23 protein-coding genes and 4 tRNA genes are annotated in these 21,695 nt (G+C 50.0%); 20 read left to right on the forward strand and 7 right to left on the reverse strand.

Going from position 1 to position 21,695, the window contains the following annotated elements:
• Nucleotides 1-68: 68 nt before the first annotated feature.
• Nucleotides 69-1,370 carry a homogentisate 1,2-dioxygenase gene (hmgA, locus tag ACO0K2_RS06425; protein WP_423016944.1) on the forward strand — a complete coding sequence of 434 codons (1,302 nt, stop codon included), beginning with the start codon at nt 69-71 and terminating at the stop codon, nt 1,368-1,370.
• On the forward strand, nt 1,371-2,702 hold the full coding sequence (gene fahA, locus ACO0K2_RS06430; RefSeq protein WP_423016946.1) for a fumarylacetoacetase: 1,332 nt from the start codon (nt 1,371-1,373) through the stop codon (nt 2,700-2,702).
• 1,041 nt (nt 2,703-3,743) lie between these two features.
• On the opposite strand, the gene ACO0K2_RS06435 is transcribed toward fahA, so the two are convergent.
• Entirely contained in the window at nt 3,744-4,664 is a 921-nt protein-coding gene (locus tag ACO0K2_RS06435) for a LysR family transcriptional regulator (RefSeq protein ID WP_423016948.1), read from the reverse strand.
• 136 nt (nt 4,665-4,800) lie between these two features.
• On the opposite strand from ACO0K2_RS06435, the gene ACO0K2_RS06440 reads away from it, so the two are divergent.
• Together ACO0K2_RS06440 and ACO0K2_RS06445 are read left to right on the forward strand one after the other, a co-directional pair.
• Complete coding sequence (locus ACO0K2_RS06440) at nt 4,801-5,403, forward strand: FMN-dependent NADH-azoreductase (protein ID WP_423016950.1); 603 nt, start codon at nt 4,801-4,803, stop codon at nt 5,401-5,403.
• A 22-nt stretch (nt 5,404-5,425) separates the two neighbouring features.
• Nucleotides 5,426-5,839 carry a DoxX family protein gene (locus ACO0K2_RS06445; protein ID WP_423016952.1) on the forward strand — a complete coding sequence of 138 codons (414 nt, stop codon included), beginning with the start codon at nt 5,426-5,428 and terminating at the stop codon, nt 5,837-5,839.
• A 148-nt stretch (nt 5,840-5,987) separates the two neighbouring features.
• On the opposite strand, the gene ttcA is transcribed toward ACO0K2_RS06445, so the two are convergent.
• Genes ttcA through ACO0K2_RS06460 form a run of 3 tightly spaced genes read right to left on the reverse strand, consistent with a single transcriptional unit; the run spans nt 5,988 to nt 8,179 of the window.
• A complete protein-coding gene (gene ttcA, locus ACO0K2_RS06450) occupies nt 5,988-6,941 on the reverse strand; it encodes a tRNA 2-thiocytidine(32) synthetase TtcA (protein WP_423016954.1) in 954 nt (317 codons plus the stop codon).
• Between the two features lie 5 nt (nt 6,942-6,946).
• Nucleotides 6,947-7,345 (reverse strand): dihydroneopterin aldolase, encoded by a 399-nt coding sequence (locus tag ACO0K2_RS06455; RefSeq protein WP_423016956.1) that lies wholly within the window; start codon nt 7,343-7,345, stop codon nt 6,947-6,949.
• Between the two features lie 15 nt (nt 7,346-7,360).
• Complete coding sequence (locus ACO0K2_RS06460; RefSeq protein WP_423016958.1) at nt 7,361-8,179, reverse strand: SDR family oxidoreductase; 819 nt, start codon at nt 8,177-8,179, stop codon at nt 7,361-7,363.
• A gap of 45 nt (nt 8,180-8,224) precedes the next feature.
• Between ACO0K2_RS06460 and ACO0K2_RS06465 the strand changes: the two genes are divergently transcribed.
• From ACO0K2_RS06465 to ACO0K2_RS06480, 4 genes are all read left to right on the forward strand, one after another.
• Nucleotides 8,225-9,427: a class I SAM-dependent methyltransferase gene (locus ACO0K2_RS06465; RefSeq protein WP_423016960.1), complete on the forward strand. Its 1,203-nt coding sequence runs from the start codon at nt 8,225-8,227 to the stop codon at nt 9,425-9,427.
• A 93-nt stretch (nt 9,428-9,520) separates the two neighbouring features.
• Nucleotides 9,521-9,718, forward strand: a complete 198-nt coding sequence (locus ACO0K2_RS06470) for a DUF2905 domain-containing protein (protein WP_423016962.1) — start codon at nt 9,521-9,523, stop codon at nt 9,716-9,718.
• Between the two features lie 197 nt (nt 9,719-9,915).
• Nucleotides 9,916-11,547, forward strand: coding sequence for a tetratricopeptide repeat protein (locus ACO0K2_RS06475; protein WP_423016964.1), 1,632 nt, complete (start codon nt 9,916-9,918; stop codon nt 11,545-11,547).
• A 122-nt stretch (nt 11,548-11,669) separates the two neighbouring features.
• Nucleotides 11,670-13,223 carry an HDOD domain-containing protein gene (locus ACO0K2_RS06480; RefSeq protein ID WP_423016966.1) on the forward strand — a complete coding sequence of 518 codons (1,554 nt, stop codon included), beginning with the start codon at nt 11,670-11,672 and terminating at the stop codon, nt 13,221-13,223.
• Nucleotides 13,224-13,306: 83 nt separating this feature from the next.
• On the opposite strand, the gene ACO0K2_RS06485 is transcribed toward ACO0K2_RS06480, so the two are convergent.
• The 3 genes from ACO0K2_RS06485 to ACO0K2_RS06495 all read right to left on the reverse strand — a co-directional run bounded on the left by ACO0K2_RS06485 (nt 13,307) and on the right by ACO0K2_RS06495 (nt 14,969).
• Entirely contained in the window at nt 13,307-13,630 is a 324-nt protein-coding gene (locus ACO0K2_RS06485) for a hypothetical protein (protein WP_423016968.1), read from the reverse strand.
• A gap of 158 nt (nt 13,631-13,788) precedes the next feature.
• The gene (locus ACO0K2_RS06490; protein ID WP_423016970.1) at nt 13,789-14,604 is read right to left on the reverse strand and encodes a hypothetical protein; all 816 of its coding nucleotides are present in this window, start codon (nt 14,602-14,604) and stop codon (nt 13,789-13,791) included.
• Between the two features lie 2 nt (nt 14,605-14,606).
• Entirely contained in the window at nt 14,607-14,969 is a 363-nt protein-coding gene (locus tag ACO0K2_RS06495; RefSeq protein WP_423016971.1) for an arsenate reductase family protein, read from the reverse strand.
• A 520-nt stretch (nt 14,970-15,489) separates the two neighbouring features.
• On the opposite strand from ACO0K2_RS06495, the gene ACO0K2_RS06500 reads away from it, so the two are divergent.
• From ACO0K2_RS06500 to rplL, 12 genes are all read left to right on the forward strand, one after another.
• Complete coding sequence (locus tag ACO0K2_RS06500) at nt 15,490-16,236, forward strand: MgtC/SapB family protein (RefSeq protein ID WP_423016972.1); 747 nt, start codon at nt 15,490-15,492, stop codon at nt 16,234-16,236.
• Between the two features lie 72 nt (nt 16,237-16,308).
• Nucleotides 16,309-16,393: transfer RNA gene (locus tag ACO0K2_RS06505), tRNA-Tyr, on the forward strand.
• A gap of 49 nt (nt 16,394-16,442) precedes the next feature.
• A tRNA-Gly gene (locus ACO0K2_RS06510) sits at nt 16,443-16,516 on the forward strand.
• A gap of 34 nt (nt 16,517-16,550) precedes the next feature.
• A tRNA-Thr gene (locus ACO0K2_RS06515) sits at nt 16,551-16,625 on the forward strand.
• A gap of 77 nt (nt 16,626-16,702) precedes the next feature.
• Nucleotides 16,703-17,893 carry an elongation factor Tu gene (gene tuf, locus ACO0K2_RS06520; protein WP_423016974.1) on the forward strand — a complete coding sequence of 397 codons (1,191 nt, stop codon included), beginning with the start codon at nt 16,703-16,705 and terminating at the stop codon, nt 17,891-17,893.
• 69 nt (nt 17,894-17,962) lie between these two features.
• Nucleotides 17,963-18,038, forward strand: a tRNA-Trp gene (locus tag ACO0K2_RS06525).
• 36 nt (nt 18,039-18,074) lie between these two features.
• Entirely contained in the window at nt 18,075-18,458 is a 384-nt protein-coding gene (gene secE / locus ACO0K2_RS06530; RefSeq protein WP_423016976.1) for a preprotein translocase subunit SecE, read from the forward strand.
• Nucleotides 18,458-19,051: a transcription termination/antitermination protein NusG gene (nusG, locus tag ACO0K2_RS06535; RefSeq protein ID WP_423016978.1), complete on the forward strand. Its 594-nt coding sequence runs from the start codon at nt 18,458-18,460 to the stop codon at nt 19,049-19,051. The genes secE and nusG overlap by 1 nt, the downstream gene beginning before the upstream one ends.
• Nucleotides 19,052-19,202: 151 nt before the next feature.
• Nucleotides 19,203-19,634, forward strand: a complete 432-nt coding sequence (gene rplK / locus ACO0K2_RS06540) for a 50S ribosomal protein L11 (protein WP_186913846.1) — start codon at nt 19,203-19,205, stop codon at nt 19,632-19,634.
• Nucleotides 19,634-20,326, forward strand: a complete 693-nt coding sequence (rplA, locus tag ACO0K2_RS06545; protein ID WP_423016980.1) for a 50S ribosomal protein L1 — start codon at nt 19,634-19,636, stop codon at nt 20,324-20,326. Before rplK ends, rplA begins: the two co-directional genes overlap by 1 nt.
• 287 nt (nt 20,327-20,613) lie before the next feature.
• Entirely contained in the window at nt 20,614-21,150 is a 537-nt protein-coding gene (rplJ, locus tag ACO0K2_RS06550; protein WP_186913848.1) for a 50S ribosomal protein L10, read from the forward strand.
• A 51-nt stretch (nt 21,151-21,201) separates the two neighbouring features.
• Nucleotides 21,202-21,576 (forward strand): 50S ribosomal protein L7/L12, encoded by a 375-nt coding sequence (gene rplL, locus ACO0K2_RS06555; protein WP_423016982.1) that lies wholly within the window; start codon nt 21,202-21,204, stop codon nt 21,574-21,576.
• Nucleotides 21,577-21,695 lie beyond the last annotated feature (119 nt).

Here is a 21,695-nt window from a genome sequence, read left to right on the forward strand (position 1 = left end):
CTTTCCTTTTCGATGTTTCATGTGAGGAGCGGAATCACTAAGTGGTATCAACTTATCAGGGAGACATCATGAACACATCATTGCGTTATCAAACCGGCTTCGCGAACGAATTCGCGACAGAAGCCTTGCCAGGCGCGTTGCCACAAAACCAAAATTCCCCACAAAAATGTGCGTATGGTTTATATGCCGAACAGATTTCCGGTACCGCATTTACAGCACCACGTCATGCCAATCGCCGGTCTTGGACCTATCGCATTCGTCCCGCAGCGATGCACCAGCCTTTTCAGCAGATGGACAATGGTCGGATGACCAATGATTTTTCTCAAGCACCATCGACCCCGAACCAGTTACGCTGGGATCCACAACCGATGCCGACAACGCCAACGGATTTCATCGATGGTTGGTTCACCATGGCTGGTAATGGTTCCGCCGACGCACAGACAGGCTGCGCCATCCATCTCTATGCGGCCAACAAAGACATGGTCACGCGTTTTTATTACAACGCCGATGCCGAATTGTTGATCATTCCACAGCAAGGGCGGCTGCACTTGCGTACGGAAATGGGCTTGATTGATATTGAGCCACAAGAAATCGCCGTGGTTCCACGCGGTATTCGCTTTCAGGTCCATTTGCCTGACGGTGAGGCACGTGGCTACGTGTGTGAAAACTTCGGCTGCATGCTGAAGCTGCCGGATTTGGGCGTGATTGGTTCCAATGGACTCGCAAATCCTCGCGATTTTCAGACGCCAGTCGCGTGGTATGAAGATAAAGAGGGCGATTTTGAACTAGTGGCAAAGTTCAGCGGAAACTTATGGTCCGCCAAGATCGGTCATTCGCCGCTGGATGTGGTCGCATGGCATGGTAATTTTGCACCGTACAAATACGATCTGCGTCATTTCAACACCATCGGATCGATCAGCTACGACCATCCTGATCCATCGATTTTCTTGGTATTGCAGGCACCAAGTGATACACCTGGTGTCGATACCATTGATTTCGTGATCTTCCCACCACGCTGGTTAGCGGCTGAGAACACCTTCCGCCCACCTTGGTTCCACCGCAATATCGCCTCAGAATTTATGGGCTTGATTCACGGTCAATACGACGCTAAATCAACAGGCTTCCGCCCAGGTGGTGCGAGCTTGCATAATTGCATGAGTGGTCACGGACCAGATGCACCGACATTTGAGAAAGCAAGTAACGCAGATACCAGCACACCGCACAAAGTCGATGATACGATGGCGTTTATGATAGAAACACGTAATATCATCAAACCTACCCGTGCCGCGATGGCGTCGCCACAATTACAGGCTGACTATTTCCAGTGCTGGCAGGGTATTAAAAAGTATTTCAATCCGGAGCAAAAATAAATGACGGTTCAACTCAACGAAACCCATGACATCAACCTGCGTAGCTGGGTAGCCTCTGCCAACAACGCAGAGACTGATTTTCCTATTCAAAACTTGCCGTTTGGCATGTTCCGTCGTCAGGGAAGTAATCAGGCGTTTCGTATTGGTATTGCGATCGGTGATCAAATTTTGGATCTTGCGGCTGCGCATGCAGTCCATGCGTTTGCTGGTTACACCGAATTGCAGGGCGGCCATTTCACAGCGGCGGTCAACGGCCAACATCTCAACGGCTTGATGGCGCTTGGTGCGCCGGTCTGGTCTGCATTGCGGTTGGCGTTATCACGCGTCTTGCGGGAAGGCTCTTCTCAGCAAGGCACCTTACAGGCCTGTCTGTTAGCACAAAGCGCAGCAGAATTTGCCTTGCCTGCACATATCGGTGATTACACTGATTTCTACACCTCAGTGCACCATGCAACAGCCGTTGGGAAATTATTCCGCCCTGATAACCCACTGCTGCCTAACTACAAGTGGATTCCGATTGGTTACCACGGTCGCGCCTCTTCCATCGGCGTCTCTGGGCAACAATTTCATCGTCCGATTGCACAAACAAAACCACCGACAGCTGAGACACCCGTGTTTGGTCCCGCTAAACGGATGGATTATGAATTAGAAGTGGGTATCTTTATCGGCCCAGGTAACGCGTTAGGCGATGTGATCAACATGGAGCAAGCCGAAGCCCATGTGTTTGGTTTATGTTTGTTGAACGACTGGTCCGCACGCGATGTGCAGGCCTGGGAATATCAACCACTCGGCCCATTCCTTGCAAAGAACTTTGCATCGACGATTTCGCCATGGGTGGTAACCTTAGAAGCCTTGGCACCATACCGTCTTGCTTGGACACGTGACGCAGCCGATCCTCAACCATTGGCTTACCTTGATTCTCCCGCATTACGCGATCATGCCGCATTTGACATCGAGCTCGAAGTCCTGCTGCAAACCGAAAAAATGCGCGCAGAAGGTACACCGCCGCAACGCTTGTCGTTATCGAATTTCCGTCATTCGTATTGGACGGTATCGCAATTGGTTACGCACCATACAGTCAACGGTTGCAATTTAAATCCGGGCGACTTGCTGGGTTCCGGCACGCAATCAGGCCCCGCACCTGAAGAAGCAGGCTCGTTGCTCGAGTTGACGGAAGGAGGCAAGAAGTCGATTGCTTTGAGTAACGGTGAACAACGCGTTTTCATGGAAGATGGCGATACCATCATCATGCGTGGCTGGGCCCAGAAAGAAGGCGTCGCGCGCGTCGGATTCGGTGAGGTCGTCGGAACGTTGTTGCCTGCTCGACAGTAAGCAAAGGGGATTGGCGGTGACTCGCATCACCGTCGTTGTTTCGTTGCGTTGACCCGCCATTTCCTTGCGTTACCCTATTGGTCCTGCCTATCCTCCTCGCTGGGCTCTCTTTACTTCGTCATTCTCGCGTCTTCACTTCGTTACTCCCGCGTCTTCATTTTCGTCGCTCCCGCGCAGGCGGGAGCCCAGTGGCGCGGTAGCGCCTTTGAGCGTGGCGGATCAGCACGAAAGCGCTGACGCGCACTGGATCCCCCGCTTTCGCGGAGGATGACGAGGTTGGGCGGAGGGTGGCGGGGAAGGGCGGAGGATGCCGGGGAGCGTGGAGGATGACGGGGAGGATGACGGGGAGGATGACGGGGGGGAGCGCGGAGGATGACGGGGGAAGAAAAAATATGACGGGAAAAACGGTGGGGCGGGATCTCGGGTTAGTAGCAGGAACCTCCGCTTTCAACTCCGTCACTCCCGCGTCTTCATTTTCGTCGCTCCCGCGCAGGCGGGAGCCCAGTGGCGCGGTAGCGCCTTTGAGCGTGGCGGATCAGCACGAAAGCGCTGACGCGCACTGGATCCCCCGCTTTCGCGGAGGATGACGAGGTTGGGCGGAGGGTGGCGGGGAAGGGCGGAGGATGACGAGGTTGGGCGGAGGATGGCGGGGGGAGCGCGGAGGATAATGGGGGAAGGAAAAATATGACGGGAAAAATGGTGGGGCGGGACCTGGGGTGGTAGCAGGAACCTCCGCTTTCGACTCCATCATTCCCACATCTTCGCTTCGTCAATCTCGCACCTTCATTTCGCCACTCTAGCACCTTCATTTCGTCACTCCCGCGTCTTCATTTTCGTCGCTCCCGCGCAGGCGGGAGCCCAGTGGCGCGCCAGCGCCTTTGAGCGTGTCCGATCAGCACGAAAGCGCTGACGCGCACTGGATCCCCCGCTTTCGCGGAGGATGACGAGGTTTGGCGGAGGATGACGAGGTTGGGCGGAGGATGACGGAGGTGGAGGAAGACACATGTGCTAGATGACTGGCTTACCACCTACCTCAGCAAGCTAATCAAGTATCAGCGATGGGCACGGCAACCGTTCGAATTCCGCTTGTAGCCGATCCAGAAACACCCGTGTGCGGGCTGGCATCAGGCGGCGGCCGGGGAAAACGGCCCAGACGTTGATTGAGGGTAACTCCCAGTCAGTCAATAAGGGGGTCAGTGCACCGCTGTCGAGATAGGGGCGGATGAAGGTATCTGATAGCATCAAGATACCATCGCCATTTAACGCGAGGCGGGTCAATAATTCAGGAGAATTCGCTGTTGCTCGTCCTGGCGGAATACCTATCCATTCTTCTTCACCGCGCTTCATGCGCCAAGGACTCGGTTCGCCATTGCGCCCTAAGAGCCGTAATGCATCATGCTCCATCAAGGCTTCGGGTTCGGTCGGTGTGCCGCGTCGTGCAAGGTACGATGGCGCAGCGTATAAGCCGACTTTAAATACCGTGAGCCGTCGCGCTGCGAGGGAGGCGTCGTCTGGCAAATCGCCGATACGAATGGCGACATCAAAATTTTCACCAATCAAATCCACTCTTCTCGGCGAGAGATCAAGTTCCAACGTGATGGTCGGATACGCTTGAACGAGGGAAGACAAAAAGTCACTCATCTGTCTGTTCGCGAAATCGCCGGGCATGGAGATGCGAAGACGCCCCGAAGGCTGTGCTTGGCGGTGTTGGGTCAATGCCAGTGTGGCATCGACTTCGTCCTGTACCTGTTGCGCATGGTGGAGCACGCTTTGACCAAAATCCGTGATCGTCAGTTGGCGCGTGGTTCGCAAGAGGAGGCGTTCGCCCAATTGCGTCTCTAGGGCCGAAATCCGTCGCGACAAGCTTGATTTCGGCATGCCTAATCGGTCGGCTGCTTTACTAAAACTGCCTTCTTCAATGACACGGGCAAACAATAGGAGGTCGTTCGCTTCAAGTTGCATGGTCTATTTTGCCAAAAATGGAATGATGATATCCATTTTATGCTCTTCCGGATCAAAAATGGAACCTATAAAGTACACCCATCGTCATTCCTTACCGGTCAAGTGCCGGATTGTTCAACAAACACAAGAGGCTACTATGAACATTTTACATATCAATTCCAGCGTTCGTGCTGCTGCATCGCATTCAAAACATCTGACACAAACCTTAGTCGATCATCTGCTTGCGGCACATCCTGATGCGCAAGTCGCAGTGCGTGATCTCGGCCATCAACCCCATCCGGCGCTTGATGAAACCGCATTACAAGCGGTCTTTACTCCCGCCGACCAACGTACGCCAGAGCAACAAGCGCGTGTTGCGCTCGATGATGCGTTAATCGCGGAAATTCAATCAGCGGATACGATTGTGATCGGCGCTCCGATGTACAACTTTGGTATTTCTGCACAATTGAAAAACTGGGTTGATGCAATTTCACGTGCTGGTGTGACATTCCGTTATGGCCAGCATGGGCCAGAAGGTCTCTTGACGGGTAAAAAAGTATTTGTCGTATTGACCCGTGGTGGCATGTATAAAAACACGCCAAACGATACTCAAATGCCTTACCTGAAGAGCTTTTTCGGTTTCTTAGGCATGACGGACATTTCTTTTATTTATGCCGAAGGCTTGGCAATGGGACCCGATGCGGAAGCCGCTGCATTGGCAGATGCGGCACAGCAAATTCAAGCTGCGGTAGCAGCGTAACGCGGTATCAGGAGTGGTGAAAATGAAAACCGTAGAAAACTATGCGATTGTGCTTGCACGGGTCCTGATGGCGCTGATTTTTATCGCGTCAGGGGCATCAAAAATAGCGGGATTTGCTGGCACACTGGGTTACATTGCAAGTAAAGGTGTCCCGTTTCCTGCCATCGCGGCGGTGGCAGCGATTATCGTTGAATTGGGCGGTGGGTTGATGTTACTACTCGGCGTGAAGGCACGTTGGGCGGCACTAGCGATGATGTTATTTACGCTCGCTGCGGGGTTTATTTTCCATGACTTCTGGAATGCGGGCGTCGATACTGCGCAGAATCAGATGATTCATTTTATGAAAAATGTGTCGATGGCTGGTGGCTTATTGTTTGCCGCTGTCCATGGTAGTGGCAAATACAGTCTTGATCGCATTCTGCGTAAGACGGCATAGCGCGGCATAGGACGGCGACGATCGTTTCGTCATCCCCTTTGACCAAAAAAACACCTGAAGCCATGATGGTTTCAGGTGTTTTTTATTGTTACTACTTAACTACTTAACTACTTAACTACTTAACGAGAGGATTGACGCTGAGAAAGCGTTAGTCCTGATCCAGATGCAAAGAAATCACGCCAGTAGCGGGTGTTGCGCATGGTTCATCGTCAAAAGCGATGTCACCATCCGGCCGCGCCTGACCATCAATCGCGAGATCACGGAAATTGAACAGATTTTTATCCATCAGATGAGACGGTGCAACGGTCGACAATGCGGAGAAAATATTATCCACACGACCTGGATATTTCTTTTCCCATTCGCGCATCAATCCTTTGATTTGCTTGCGTTGCAGGTTTTCTTGGGAACCGCACAAGTCGCAAGGGATGATGGGGAATTGCTTCACGTCGGCATAGCGTTGGGTGTCTGCTTCTTTGACGTACGCCATCGGGCGGATCACGATATGTTTGCCATCGTCGGATTGTAGTTTTGCAGGCATCCCTTTGAGCTTGCCACCAAAGAACATATTCAGGAAAAAGGTCTCTAGAATATCATCCCGGTGATGTCCCAGCGCGATTTTGGTTGCGCCTAATTCATCCGCAACACGGTACAAAATGCCGCGACGCAGACGAGAACACAGAGAGCATGTTGTTTTGCCTTCAGGGATCAGGCGTTTCACGATGCTATAAGTATCCTGATTTTCGATATGGTACGGAATGCCCAATTTTTCGAGGTACGCTGGCAAGACTTCGGCGGGGAAATGCGGTTGTTTCTGATCGAGGTTGACGGCAACGATATCAAAATGAATTGGTGCCCGTTCACGCAAGGTCATCAGAATATCCAGCAGCGCATAACTGTCTTTGCCACCAGACAAGCAAACCATGACCTTGTCGCCTTCTTCGATCATATTGAAATCACCAATCGCTTGCCCTACCAAACGGCATAAACGCTTATGCAGTTTATTGTTTTCGTAGGTGATTTTTTCTTGCGATTTGGCTTCCGCACCGCGCTCCTGCGTGGTGTCGAGGACGACGTCTGCCAATAATTCTTGATTAACTTGCATGATACTTACATTTCATTTTTGATCTGGAACACTTCAACGCCAACACCTTCACAATCAGGGTAGACATCTGGCTTCATGGTAGAGATGCACACTGCACGCACACGTGGATGTGCAAGCATGAGTTTGGCAACGTCATCACACAAGGTTTCTTGTAAATGGACATGACCTTCGGCGACACGCTGTGCAATCGAGCTACGGATAAAATCATAATCGACGACCTCGTCGAGTTGATCTTCTTTTGGCGTTGAAATCGCCAATGGAATATACAGATCAACGTTGATCAGTACCCGTTGTTCGCCTTTTTTCTCAAATTCATGGACGCCGATGTTGATTGAAATTTCATAGTTACGCAAAAACAAACGGCGGCAGTCAGTGAGTTGCGGGTGGTGTAAAACGGATAACATAGTTGGCTCGATTCATTAAGAATGTGATTCGGTCGCAGTCGCGACAAACATCACGTCGCGTTGCAAAGGGATGAGGTGCTGGCCGCCATCGACCAGTATCGTTGTGCCGGTAATTGCCGGACTGTCAGCCAAAAATAACACGCTACGTGCAATATCGTCAGGCGAGCTGGAATAACCCAAAGGCGTTGCTTGGTGCGCAACACTAAAGTCAGCCTCTGTTTGATGGCCAGAGACGAGTGTAATGCCAGGCGCAACCCCTGCAACCCTGATTTTTGGTGCCAGCGCCTGCGCAAGCATCGTTGTAGCGCATTGCAAGGCGGCTTTTGACAAGGTATACGATAAAAAATCCGGATTCAGATTATACAGCTTCTGGTCCAGTAAATTGATCACACTGGCTTGTTTCCCATCAGGAGTGGCTGCATGTAAGGCTTGTGCCAAGAGGATAGGTGCTGCCAAATTAGCATGCATGTGCTGATCGAGGCGGGAATGCGAAAACGTATTCGCCTGATCTTCTTCAAACAACGATGCATTGTTCACAACACAATGAACAGCGCCCATGGCTGCTAGTGCTTGACTAAACAGACGCTTGGTTGCTTCTTCATTGGCAAGATCCGCTTGAATAGCGACGGCGCGTTGTCCCATTGCCCTAATTTCTTCCACCAGCGATGCGGCGGCGTCGGCGGAGGTGCCATAATGAACGACAATATCCCAACCTTGACGGGCCATGGCTAACGCAATATGACGGCCGATACGCTTTGCGGCCCCGGTGACGAGGGCGACTCTGGGCTCAGCCTTTGTAGACTGACCTGATAGACTATGCGATGACTGATTCATGGAAATTCTTCACTGAGTGTTCGTCGTTTTTTATACAATGCCGGAATGCAAAAATTATCTCTACCACTGCCGGCTCCCGATGCTCTCGCTGCATCGCAAGCTCTGCAACAACGTATTATTGATGAAATTCACCAGCATCAAGGCTGGATACCCTTTTCGCGTTACATGGAACTGGCTCTGTATGCGCCGGATCTAGGCTATTACAGTGGCGGTGCCACAAAATTAGGCAAGGACGGCGATTTTACAACGGCGCCGGAAATGTCGCCGCTCTTCGGCGCTACTTTAGCGAATTTATCCGCCAGCTTATTCTCGCAGACCACATCCCAAGTGATGGAGTTTGGGGCAGGTACAGGCAAATTGGCACGGGACTTCTTAACGGAATGCCAATTGTCTGGTATTGCCGTAGATCGCTATTTTATCGTGGAATTGTCCGGCGAGCTGCGCGCACGTCAGGAAGCCTTATTGAAAGACTTTCCTCAAGTCGTTTGGTTGCAAGAAATGCCCGCCTCTTTCTCCGGACTGGTGATTGGTAATGAAGTGTTGGATGCCATGCCAGTAGACCTTGTCATGAAGACAGAGCTGGGATGGCGTGAGTTGGGTGTGGCTGTTTCTCGAGAGGGTGTCGAGACCACAGAGAGCAATGACGTCGATGTACCGCGTTTGGTGTACCGTGAGCGTCCATGTGACGACAGCAAGTTGGCACAGATTCCCGATGCCGAGACATTGCCTCAGGCGTATATGACAGAGGTTCATGCGGTTGCGACGGGGTTCATGCACAGTGTGGCGCGCATGCTCAAGGCCGGGCAGCAAGAAACGGGTCGCGGTAGTGCGGCCATTCTCATCGATTATGGTTTCCCTGCGGGAGAGTACTATCATCCTCAGCGCAATGAAGGCACGTTGATGTGCCACTATCGCCACCATGCCCACCCTGATCCATTTTATTTGCCAGGATTGCAAGATATTACCGCCCACGTCGATTTTACAGCGATGGCCAAAGCAGCCCTGGCCGAAGGATTGGAGTTACTGAGCTACACCAGCCAAGCGGCTTTCTTATTGGAGTCCGGTATCGCTGAATTGCTCGCGCGTCAGTCGGCCGAGCATGTGCTGCAGTATCTACCGCAAGCCAATGCCTTACAAAAACTGGTGTCACCTGCCGAGATGGGCGAGTTATTTAAAGTGATTGTCGTTGGTAATGGCATTGATATGCCAGAAGGCTTGTTACGACATGACCGCTGTCATCGCCTGTAATGAACGCACATTGATGAGCAATCTATCCCAGACGGGTCGGACGGCATTCCTTGCGCGTATGCGACCGCTGTCACCTTTCTCCGCGAGTGGCAAATGATCCGCTGGGTGTTGATTATTTTCATCATGGTGATCATCATTTCCCGTTGGCTGCCCTGGCTCGAAAAACTGGGCTTGGGACGGTTGCCGGGTGACGTGCGGTTTCGGTTCGGAGGGAAGACCTATTCCTTCCCATTTGCCTCGACGATTCTCCTCTCAATGGTCGCATTGGCCCTCGGTCGCTTTTTGAAGTAGACCTAAAAACTGCGTTCAACGTCTAAAAATATCTGCCTACATCGAATATTTCCCTGAAACATTAAAGTTTCCACGCTATTTCGCCGACACTTTAATATAATGCAGTAGAACAAATCTGGCTGTTGCATGGCGAAGCGTATTGTTGTTCCGATCTGCTGCCCAGCCAGGGCTTATCCGAAACGACGCTAAAGGTTGAAATGAGCGAACTCAGTGACATCAGGGCATTGCTCATTGAACCGCATCAAGGGATGCGGGTCAGTTTGCACAATATGCTCAATTTATGTGGCATTACCAAAATCGAACATGCGTTGACCGCTGGCACTGCTGTGCGCAGCATTCAAGCGAAAGTCTACGATCTCGTGCTCTGTGAGTATGATTTGGGTGTCGGTCAGGATGGTCAGCAGTTATTGGAGGATGTGCGGCATCATAAACTGACGCCATTGTCCACAATCTTCATCATGGTGACCGCAGAGCGCGCCTATGCCAAAGTCGTCAGTGCAGCTGAACTGGCACCGTCCGATTATCTCCTCAAACCTTTTACCGCCGATATGCTGCTTGAGCGCGTCATGCGCGCTTTAGAAAAGCGAAAAGCATTCGTTGAAGTCCATCGCTTAATGGACGCTGGCGCTGTGACAGAGGCGGTCGCCGCTTGCCATCATGGCGAGCTCGAACATCCGAAATATGCCATCGATTTCATGCGCTTACGTGCCGAATTGCATGTTGTGCTGGGTGAGGCAGCAGAGGCAGAGGCGCTCTATACGCTCTTATTTGAGCTCAAAGCGGTCGCGTGGGCACGTTTAGGATTGGCGAAAACCTTGTTTATGCAAGGGAAGTACCAAGAAGCCGAGGCCATATTAAAAAATCTGGTCGCCGAGAACAATAAGTTCATGGATGCCTACGATTGGCTCGCTAAAACACATGAAATGATCGGTGAATTACCCGAAGCCAAAGAAGTCCTTGATACGGCGGTGAGTGTTTCTCCGCATGCAGTGCGTCGTTTGCGCAATCTGGGGCGGATTGCGATGGAAACCGGCGATATTGAGACCGCCGAAAATGTCTTTAAGAAAGTCGTGAGCAAGGCAAAATTCTCCGAGTTCCGTGATCCTGAAGATCATCTCAATCTGGTCAATGCATTGGTTAAAAAAGGGGATACCGATCAAGCCAAGACCGTGATTCGTGATCTCGAAAAGAACATGGTCGGTATGAAAAAAACGGAAGCCTGCCGCGCGATCTCTAGTGCCATGGTGCATGCTAAAACCGGTGATTCACGACTAGAGAGCGAAATTGATGCCGCCGTCTTCGCGAGCCGAGAGGATATCGGCCTATCGACAAATGCCAAGTTAGGCCTAGCGAAAACTTGCTTGGAGCATGACAAAGAAGGTGCAGCATCAGAAATCGTCATGGGCGTGATGAAAAATGCGAGCAACCAACGCGTGATATCGAGAGCTGTTGGTATTTTTGAAAGCGCCGGTAAAGGGTTGTTAGGGAAAGAACTGGCACAACGCAGTCAGCGTGAGGTGATGGATTTGGTGGCACTTGGTGTGCAAAAAGCCAAGCAAGGCGACTTCCGTGGTTCTGTAGACCTGATGACTGCCGCCGCCCGCAAATCCCCAGACAATCCACAAGTGGTACTGAATGCGGCACTCGCAGCATTGAAATGTCTGGAAAATATGGGATGGGATAGCGCGATCGGCGAACAGGCTAAAAATCTGATTGAAGCAGGTCGTAGGCTTGATCCGATGAATCCACGTCTGAAAGCAATTCGTGGTCTATATGATGAATTACAAAAGAAATACGGTATGAGTGTCAGCCGTGTGGCGAAGGTGTGAGTCGGACTTCATAACAAAAGCTCCCTGATGGAGATGTCCACACTGGCTGGTTGCCGTCGTTGCAGCTAGCGAGTGCGGTGATTACGCTGGGTTTATCGGTCGTTATTGCGTTTAGAGTATTTATGGCACAGAAAGAGATCACCACGGCGTCTTCCGTATTGCCCGGTACACAGCGAGACCGTCTCCTGAGAAAAATCAGTGAAGAATCCGAGTTGCCAAGTTTAGGCGTCGCCATCGCGAAGGTCATTGCGATCACGTCATCTGGCGAGGATTCTGTGGCCCGACTGGCACATTACGTGCTGTCAGATGTCGGCCTGACGCAAAAAATTCTGCGTCTGTCGAATACGGTCCAGTATCGTGCTAGCGCAGGTGTCCAAGTAACGACGGTTTCGCGCTCGATTTTCTTACTCGGTTTTAATACCGTTAAAACCACCGCGATGGCGATGTTGCTGGTGGATTGTTTTAAAAACAAAAATCAGGCAACGAGCGTACGCAAAGAGTTGGTCCGCTCCTTATGTGCCAGCATCATTGGCCGCGAGATCGCTTATCGAGGGCGCTCTTCTGATGCAGAAGAGGCCGCTGTCGCTGCACTCTTCAAAAATATCGGCCGAGTACTTGTTGCCTCGTTTGATCACCCTTTATATCTGCAGATCCAGCAATTGGTTTCTGAAGGGGATGTGTTGCCCAACGATGCAGCACAGGTTCTGTTGGGATGCAGCTTTGAACGACTGGGCGAACTCGCGTTACAAGAATGGCAAATTCCTGATGCCATTATTCAGGCAGTGGGTAGCTTGCCAAAGGGTGAACTCAAAAAATCTCCGCACCGACTCGATTGGCTCAAGCAAGTGGCGAGCTTTAGCGATGCGCTGGCAGAGATGATGGTGATGGGTCGTCATGAAGTGCCTGGCTATACAGAAGCCTTGCTCGATCGCTTTGGTAAGGTATTAGAAATGGAGCCAGAGGCGCTCGATCAGATGCTGGAAAAGGTGGAAGTTGAGACGAGAGAGTTAGCTAAGAGCCTCAACATCGTCCTGCCAGAGACGTTTGAAGAAACGGAAGAAGTCAAAAATGCGCCGGAAGTGCCGCTTGAATTTGTGCTGAAAAGCGAAGAACTCTTCCAGCTTGATGAAGCGTATAAATATCCGAGTGGTAAGCCTTACAACGCGCGAGATTTGTTGTTAGCGGGTATACAGGATGTGACTCACATGATGTCGGCGGGCAACGTTCAGCTCAATGATCTAATCTTGCAAGTCTTGGAGACGCTGTATTCCAGCATGGGCTTCCGTTTCGCGACTGTGTGCCTGCGCGATTTGAATGCGGGATACTATGTTTCTCGGGTCGCTGTCGGCGATAAGTATGCGGAAAGACAGAAAGGATTCCGTTTTCCCATTAAGCCGGAGGCCGATTTATTTTATCTGGCGATCGGCAATAATGTGGACGTGATGATTGAAAACTCCAAATTGCCTAAAATCCGACATTTGCTACCCGAATGGCATCAGAACCTCTTACCCGATGCGCGTAGCTTCGTGATTCTTCCACTGGTTGTCGAAAAAAGAGTGTTGGGATTGATCTATGCAGATCGAAATATACCCGCTGAAGAAGGCGTATCCGCCGATGAAACCGCGCTGATCAAGACTTTGCGGAGCCAATTGCTTGCAGCGATGATGCGTGGATAGGAGCGTCCTCTCAATCGTTCAAGTGTGCATGTAAAAAAAGGAGCGCTAGGCTCCTTTTTTCTCTTTCGATTGTTCACACAGAATCAATGACGGTCCCAATGACCCTCATGGAAGCGCCATCCACCGTTATATTGCTCCCAACGGTGTGGAACCCAGACATACCCTGGGCGAGGTGCTTCCCAGTGACCTTCGTGCCAGACATGGTGTCCACCTTCCCAAAACCAAGCGCCACCAATCCAGACGTGACCATAGACCGGTGGTGCGGTGATCACCTCAACCCGAGGTGCTGGCGGTGCCACAGTCACCACGGCAGGGGTGTAATAGGTGTGACGAGGTGCCTCAACGACGCAACCACTCAATGCAGTTACCGCAGCGGCAACCGCCAATACCATGCTAATACGTTTCATGTTATCTCCAAAAATACCTGTTCTCATTGCGTCGCTCCTCACACAGCGACGTTACTTCGTCGCTGTAAGACCGCGCGTCGATAGGCTTATAACGCATATCCCCCTATCGTGGTGCACTAAGGGATTCAGATTTTTTTCTCTTCGATATTGAGCGCTGATTAGCCCACATGAATACTCTGTTTTTTCGCTAAAGCGTCAATGTCTTGCCAGATCGTCATCTGGTTCAACAGACGCGTGGCCGGGTCAATCATCGCACTCAAATTAAAGAAACGTTCTAATGCAGTCTCATCAAAGTTGCTCTTTTGTGAGAAATTAATCCGTCCATATTGTTTTCTGAACGCTGCTAACAAATCCCCGGGGGCGTCTTTATGCCAGTATTGCATGAGACCGCCGACCATCAATGCTGTATCGGTCGTTTGCTCTAGGCTGCGTGGATTTCTCGCAGCGGTCACATCGCGATAATCTAAGAGTCGAGGAAAATAGAATTGTTTGACCCATGCTGCAGGGATGCCACCCTCACGCTGTAGAAACGCGCTACGCCATAATTTCCAGCTTTTGTCGATCTCGTTGTCGCTAACAAAGTGACGATCAGCAAGCAAGGCGCAATCTTCTTCCAAGATGATTTCGAGCACGACCGGTAAGCCAGCTTGATGCGCAATCGCTTCTAAGGCAGCAATTGCGGGCTTTTCACCGCGCTTATCTTGTAACGTTGTCACGAACTCTGCCATGACTTCTTGATGTTGGTGATGCAACTCGCTGGTGTTATTGCAAAAACCGGCGCACGCGGAAAAATACGCCATCAACTCGCCAATCTGAATGCCTGGTGTTGCGGATGCTGCGTCAGGCTCGCCGCCACTTTGGAAGCGATTTGCCGGTGTATGTTGCGCAATCCCATGCCGAAAGATGGGATACAGTTGATTGGTCGTTGTGCCAATTTTGACAACACTTCCTGCGGCGAGTTTGAATTCAGACATGCTCAGATACTTTCTTTAAATAGGGTCAATACGTGTTCGGGAGGTCGTCCGATCGCCGCTTTGCCCTGAAAACTGACGATGGGGCGCTGCATGATTTTTGGATGTGCGAGGAGCGCCTCAATGGCGCGCGCTCTGTCGGCGTGGGCCAAGTTCAGGGCCGTGTATTCGTCTTCATTGGGACGCAACATTGCTTGTACGTCTCCTTGTAATTCGTCCAAAAGCCGTCCAAGTTGATCAGCGGTGAGCGGTGTCTTGAGATAGTCGACAACGTTGATCGGCAGTTGCCGCTCTTGCGCCACTTGTTCAATCAAGGCTAGCGTCTCGCGAGATTTCGAACAGCGAGGATTGTGATAGAGGTAAATCATAAGTCTGTTATTTATCTTGTCTACATGGTTCGGGATAGGAACGGTCGATCAGGGTAGATCGCGTGTGCCGATCCTCGGCGTATCGACTGCTTAACATGGTTGCCACCCACATCACCTTGCACTATTTTTTCTAAAAAGCCTAGCGCGTCATGCTGCGCAGGTGTTGTGCAAGTCATACGCGGCTTTCGATACCACCATCTTTCCCAGGCGGTTTGTGTCGAGGTGGGGTGTCAAGTTGCAAAGGTGTTCACGCTTCGTTCCGATGGCGTAGGGCGCGGATTATACTGCATTCGGTTTTTCTACCCTGAAATTCATGGCTGGTCTGTGCGGAAAATTGGGCGTATATGTGAAGAAAATTTTCTCCAATGTGAGTACCTACTTTATTTCAGTCCATTGATCTGCGACGATTTCTATTTGTCTCGTTAAAAAAGCGTAACGTACAATCAAGCGCTCTCCACCACTGACGCCCGAGAACAAATCACGCTACACTTGTCTCCTTTTTAAGATCGCTAGTCCTGTCATGCAAGATTTTTTAAGTCAATTTACCGTTTTCTGGTCGCCCGCCGAATTGAGCGCCAATATCACTATTTTCTTGAACCTAGCGGGTGCTTTGTTGCTAGGGTGCATCGTCGGCTATGAACGCTCTTACCATGGCCGCGCAGCAGGGATGCGGACATATGGGTTAGTGTGCATGGCTTCTGCCGCGTTGGTGGTCTTGGTGGGGTACCCAGAATTCTGGTTCGGCGGAAAAGTGCTGACGCCGACTGCCGCTGATCCAACCCGCGTCATGCAGGGTGTCGTCACGGGGATTGGTTTCCTCGGTGCTGGCGTGATCATGAAAGAGGGCTTCAGTATTAGCGGCTTAACAACGGCTGCATCGATCTGGGCGTCTTCAGCGATTGGCATTTTAGTAGGGGTGGGGTTTTACGCTGCAGCAATTTTGTTGTCCTTGCTTTCTGCGGCCTGCATGGTATTGGTCCACCGTCTTGAAATGTGGTTGCCGACTCAGGCTGCCATTGCCATCACGATGCATTTCAGAAAGGGTTATCAACCGAAAGAGGCGGTGATGGAGACAATGGCCAAAGAGCGCGGCTATCTGATGATGAAGCGAACGCTCTCCATCAATATGACCGAACGCGGTCAGGAGTGGCGTTTTATTGCCGTCGCAGAAAATAAACATGTGGCGATGTCCATTTGCGAATTATCATTGGAAATGGAAAAAGTTGAAGGAGTGGAATCATTTCAGCTTGCGCACGCAAAAAGTTGAGGCTTTTCGACATTATTTTCAAATAGTCCTTGACAGAAGGTCTTTGCATCTCTATAGTTCTGAGTTCCCTACGGAGGGGTGGCCGAGTGGTTAAAGGCGACAGACTGTAAATCTGTTCTCTCTGAGTACGCTGGTTCGAATCCAGCCCCCTCCACCATAGGAAAAAGAATTTTTTAAGTAAGTATGCGGCTGAAGTGGTAGCCCCTGCGGGTGTAGCTCAATGGTAGAGCTGAAGCCTTCCAAGCTTATGACGAGGGTTCGATTCCCTTCACCCGCTCCAGGTTTATTTGCATGGTGTTTGTGCGAAGCGAGCTGCCCTTGTAGCTCAGTGGTAGAGCACTCCCTTGGTAAGGGAGAGGCCACGTGTTCAATCCACGTCAAGGGCACCATGTGAACTGGTGTAGTCAAGTCTGAATTTGTCGGGCGCGTGCCTGAATGTTCTCATCAAAATCGTTAGGAGTCCAAAATGGCAAAAGGTAAGTTCGAACGCACCAAGCCGCACGTCAACGTCGGTACAATTGGTCACGTTGATCACGGTAAAACTACACTGACAGCAGCGATTGCGACAGTTTTGTCCGCTAAATTCGGCGGCGAAGCGAAAAAATACGACGAAATCGACGCAGCACCAGAAGAAAAAGCACGTGGTATTACAATTAACACAGCGCACGTAGAATACGAAACAGCAGCACGTCACTACGCTCACGTTGACTGCCCAGGCCATGCTGACTATGTTAAAAACATGATTACTGGTGCAGCGCAGATGGACGGCGCGATCCTGGTTTGCTCCGCAGCAGACGGCCCAATGCCACAAACACGTGAACACATCCTGTTGGCTCGCCAAGTTGGTGTTCCATACATCATCGTGTTCCTGAACAAGTGCGACATGGTTGATGACGCTGAATTGTTGGAATTGGTTGAAATGGAAGTACGTGAGTTACTGTCCAAATACGAATTCCCAGGCGACGATTTGCCAATCATCCAAGGTTCCGCGAAATTGGCGCTTGAAGGCGACAAAGGTCCATTGGGCGAAGAAGCGATCATGAAATTGGCTGATGCATTGGACAGCTATATCCCAACACCAGAACGTGCAGTTGACGGCGCATTCTTGTTGCCAGTAGAAGACGTGTTCTCTATCTCTGGTCGCGGTACAGTAGTTACTGGTCGTGTTGAGCGCGGTATCGTTAAAGTTGGTGAAGAGATCGAAATCGTTGGTATCAAAGACACAGTAAAAACAACATGTACTGGCGTTGAAATGTTCCGCAAATTGCTGGATCAAGGTCAAGCTGGTGATAACGTTGGTGTATTGTTGCGCGGTACTAAGCGTGAAGATATCCAGCGCGGTCAAGTGTTGGCAAAACCAGGTTCAATCAAGCCACATAGCCACTTCACTGGTGAGATCTATGTATTGTCTAAAGATGAAGGTGGTCGTCATACACCATTCTTTAACAACTACCGTCCACAGTTCTACTTCCGTACAACGGACGTAACTGGTTCGATCGAGTTGCCAAAAGACAAAGAAATGGTTATGCCAGGTGATAACGTATCGATCACAGTAAAACTGATCAACCCGATCGCGATGGAAGAAGGCTTGCGCTTCGCTATCCGTGAAGGCGGTCGTACAGTTGGTGCGGGCGTTGTTGCAAAAATCATCGAGTAATCAGTAAAGTAAGACAACGATATAGCGACTGGCCAAAGTCGCTATATCGATCAAGTGGTAACAAGCAGTAGGGGTGTAGCTCAATTGGCAGAGCGTCGGTCTCCAAAACCGAAGGTTGTAGGTTCGATTCCTACCGCCCCTGCCACCATCAAGGCCGCAGGGCACCGAAAGTAAATTAAGTATGTCTAATCATTCCGTACAAACTGTAAGTACTTCCAATGACAAATACAAAGTCATTTTGGCAGTTGCTGCGCTGGTTTCTGGAATTGCTGCTTTTTATATTCTTGCTGGTCAATCTACCTGGGTGCGCGCTGCTGCACTGGTAGTTGGTCTGGCTGTTGCTGTTGCTTTGGTTGCTGTTTCCGAGATGGGCAGAAATTTTGTAGAGTTTGCAAAAGAAGCTGTTCGCGAAACGAAAAAAGTTGTTTGGCCTACACGCAAAGAAGCTGGTCAAATCACAGCCGTTGTATTCGGTTTTGTGTTGATCATGGCGATTTTTCTCTGGGGAACTGATAAGTTTCTAGAGTTCTTGTTGTATGACGTAATCCTCGGATGGAAAAAATAATGAGCGATAACATTCAGGAAAACGAACAAGGTACAGCACCAGAGGTGTCTGTACCTAAAAGTGCTAAAAGATGGTACGCAGTGCATGCGTACTCTGGCATGGAGAAAAGTGTTCACCGTGCCTTGGTAGAGCGTATTGAGCGCGCAGAGATGCAAGATCTGTTTGGCCGTATTTTGGTGCCGACAGAAGAAGTGATTGAAGTTCGTAACGGCCGCAAGGCAGTCACAGAACGTCGCCTGTTCCCAAGTTATGTATTCGTTGAGATGGAAATGACTGACGATACATGGCACTTGGTAAAGAACACAAGTAAGGTGACTGGTTTTATCGGTGGTAAGTCTAACAAGCCTTCCCCTATTCCTCAGCACGAAGTCGACAAGATTTTGCAGCAAATGCAAGATGGTGTTGAGAAACCAAGACCAAAAGTATTGTACGAAGTTGGTGAGATTGTTCGTATTAAAGAAGGTCCATTCACAGATTTCAACGGCAACGTGGAAGAAGTGAACTACGAGAAATCTAAAGTACGCGTAACAGTAACGATCTTTGGTCGTGCGACACCAGTTGAGTTGGAATTTGCTCAGGTTGAAAAAGTCTGAGTCTGAAGTAAAGACGTTGAGCTGTAAAAGATATCGTTGATCAGTACGCTAAAAAGAAATTTTTTAAAACTGATCGGTAAGCAGGCAGAGGAGCCCGGCAACATCGAAAGATGCTGTTGGGCGCTACTACTCATTTAATGAAGGAGCCACCATGGCAAAGAAAATTATTGGTTTTATCAAGCTGCAAGTGCCAGCTGGTAAAGCAAATCCATCCCCACCAATCGGTCCAGCATTGGGTCAACGTGGTTTGAATATCATGGAATTCTGCAAAGCATTTAATGCACAGACCCAAGGTATGGAACCAGGTATGCCGATTCCTGTTGTGATCACCGCATTTGCTGATAAGTCTTTCACATTCGTGATGAAGACACCACCAGCAACATACATGATCAAAAAAGCAGCTGGTATCACTAAAGGCTCTGCTAAGCCACATACTGACAAAGTTGGTAAGATCACTCGTGCGCAAGCTGAAGAAATCGCGACTGTAAAACGCGCTGATTTGACAGCAGCTGATATGGACGCAGCAGTGCGTACTATCGCTGGTTCCGCTCGCTCTATGGGCATCACGGTGGAGGGTCTGTAATGGCTAAGTTATCTAAAAAAGCAAAGTTGCTCGCAACTAAAGTTGATCGTCTGAAAGTTTATCCATTTGACAGCGCAATCGCGTTGATCAAAGAATGCGCTACAGCGAAATTCAACGAATCCATCGACGTTTCCGTACAATTGGGTGTTGATCCTAAGAAATCTGACCAAGTTGTTCGTGGCGCAGTTGTATTGCCAGCTGGTACTGGTAAAACTGTTCGCGTAGCGGTATTCGCACAAGGCGCTAAAGCTGAAGAAGCAAAAGCAGCTGGTGCAGATATCGTTGGTATGGAAGATTTGGCAGAACGCGTTAAAGCTGGCGACATGCCATTTGACGTTGTGATCGCTTCTCCAGACACAATGCGTATCGTTGGTACATTGGGTCAAGTATTGGGTCCACGTGGTCTGATGCCTAACCCGAAAGTTGGTACAGTGACTCCTGACGTTGCAACAGCGGTTAAAAACGCTAAAGCAGGTCAAGTTCAATACCGTACAGACAAAGCAGGTATCATTCACACAACAATCGGCCGTAAGTCGTTTGCTGATGGCGATTTGAAATCCAACCTGGTTGCTCTGATCGAAGCATTGAACAAAGCTAAACCAGCTTCCAGCAAAGGTGTGTATCTGCGTAAAGTCTCTATCTCATCGACGATGGGTGCAGGCGTACGTGTTGATCACGCAAATCTGGGCTAAGTAAAAAATTAAGTCCCTGTGCTGAAAAGCATGGGGCGCATCTTTGGGCTGGATGTATTGAAAAACACATCCAGAGTGTCAAAGACCGTGGGGCTTAAACCAAGGTTTAAGTTAAACATCTGGAGAGTAATCAACAGAGCCCAACGCAGATGGTGTACCCGATCAAGTTTTGTAGTGAATACTGGTCCGCCAGTGAAACTCCTAACTTCGGACGCCGTGTTCGAAACGATATGAGGGAAGTACGTCATTCCGATGTACCGACTGAATATCATTAATGGAGGTTGACCGTGAGTCTCAATCTGAATGACAAAAAAGCCGTCGTCGCTGAAGTCTCTGCAAAAGTTGCAACTGCTCAGACTATCGTCGTGGCTGAATATCGTGGCATCCAGGTCGGTCATTTGACGCAATTACGTGCTTCTGCACGTGCTCAAGGCGTCTACATGCGCGTGTTGAAAAACACACTCGCACGTCGCGCTGTTGAGGGAACTGTATTTGCAAGTCTCGCTTCTGAAATGACCGGTCCGTTGATCTATGCGATCTCGGATGATGCTGTTGCTGCTGCTAAAGTCGTTCAAGACTTTGCAAAAGGCAATGACAAGCTGGTTGTTAAAGCGGGTAACTATGCAGGCAAATCGCTGGATAAAGCTGGCGTTGTCGCATTGGCAAGCATTCCTGCTCGTGAAGTACTGTTGGCACAAGTGTTGGGTATGATGCAGGCTCCTGTATCTGCAATGGCACGTGCTCTGGCAGCACTTTCCGCAAAGAAAGCATCCGAATCTCCTGCAGCACCAGTAGCTGAAGCTACTGAAGCAGCAGCAGAGTAAGAACTTTCTGTCAAATACCGAATCAATGTAATTAATAAATTGGAGTTTCAAATGGCAATTAGCAAAGAAGATATCCTGGAAGCCGTAGGCGCGATGTCCGTAATGGACCTGAACGACCTGGTTAAAGCTTTCGAAGAAAAATTTGGCGTTTCCGCTGCTGCAATGTCCGCTGGTCCAGCTGTTGCTGGTGCTGGTGCAGCTGCTGCTGAAGAACAAACAGAATTCAACGTAGTTCTGGCTGAAGTTGGCGCAAACAAAGTTGGCGTTATTAAAGCAGTTCGTGAATTGACTGGTCTGGGCTTGAAAGAAGCTAAAGACGTAGTTGACGGCGCACCAAAAACAGTTAAAGAAGCAGTTTCTAAAGCTGATGCTGAAGCAGCTAAAAAGAAATTGGAAGAAGCTGGCGCGAAAGTCGAAATCAAGTAATGCTGTACATGGCAAACCTTCGGGTTTGCCAGAGTCAAAGTCAGGAATCCTCTCGAAAGAGAAGGTTCCTCTTTGGCTTCTTTGTCGTTCAGGGTTGTTTTGCTGTTTATTAAGACCGA

The sequence above is a fragment of the Undibacterium sp. MH2W genome (assembly GCF_049340215.1).
Classification (GTDB): domain Bacteria; phylum Pseudomonadota; class Gammaproteobacteria; order Burkholderiales; family Burkholderiaceae_D; genus Undibacterium.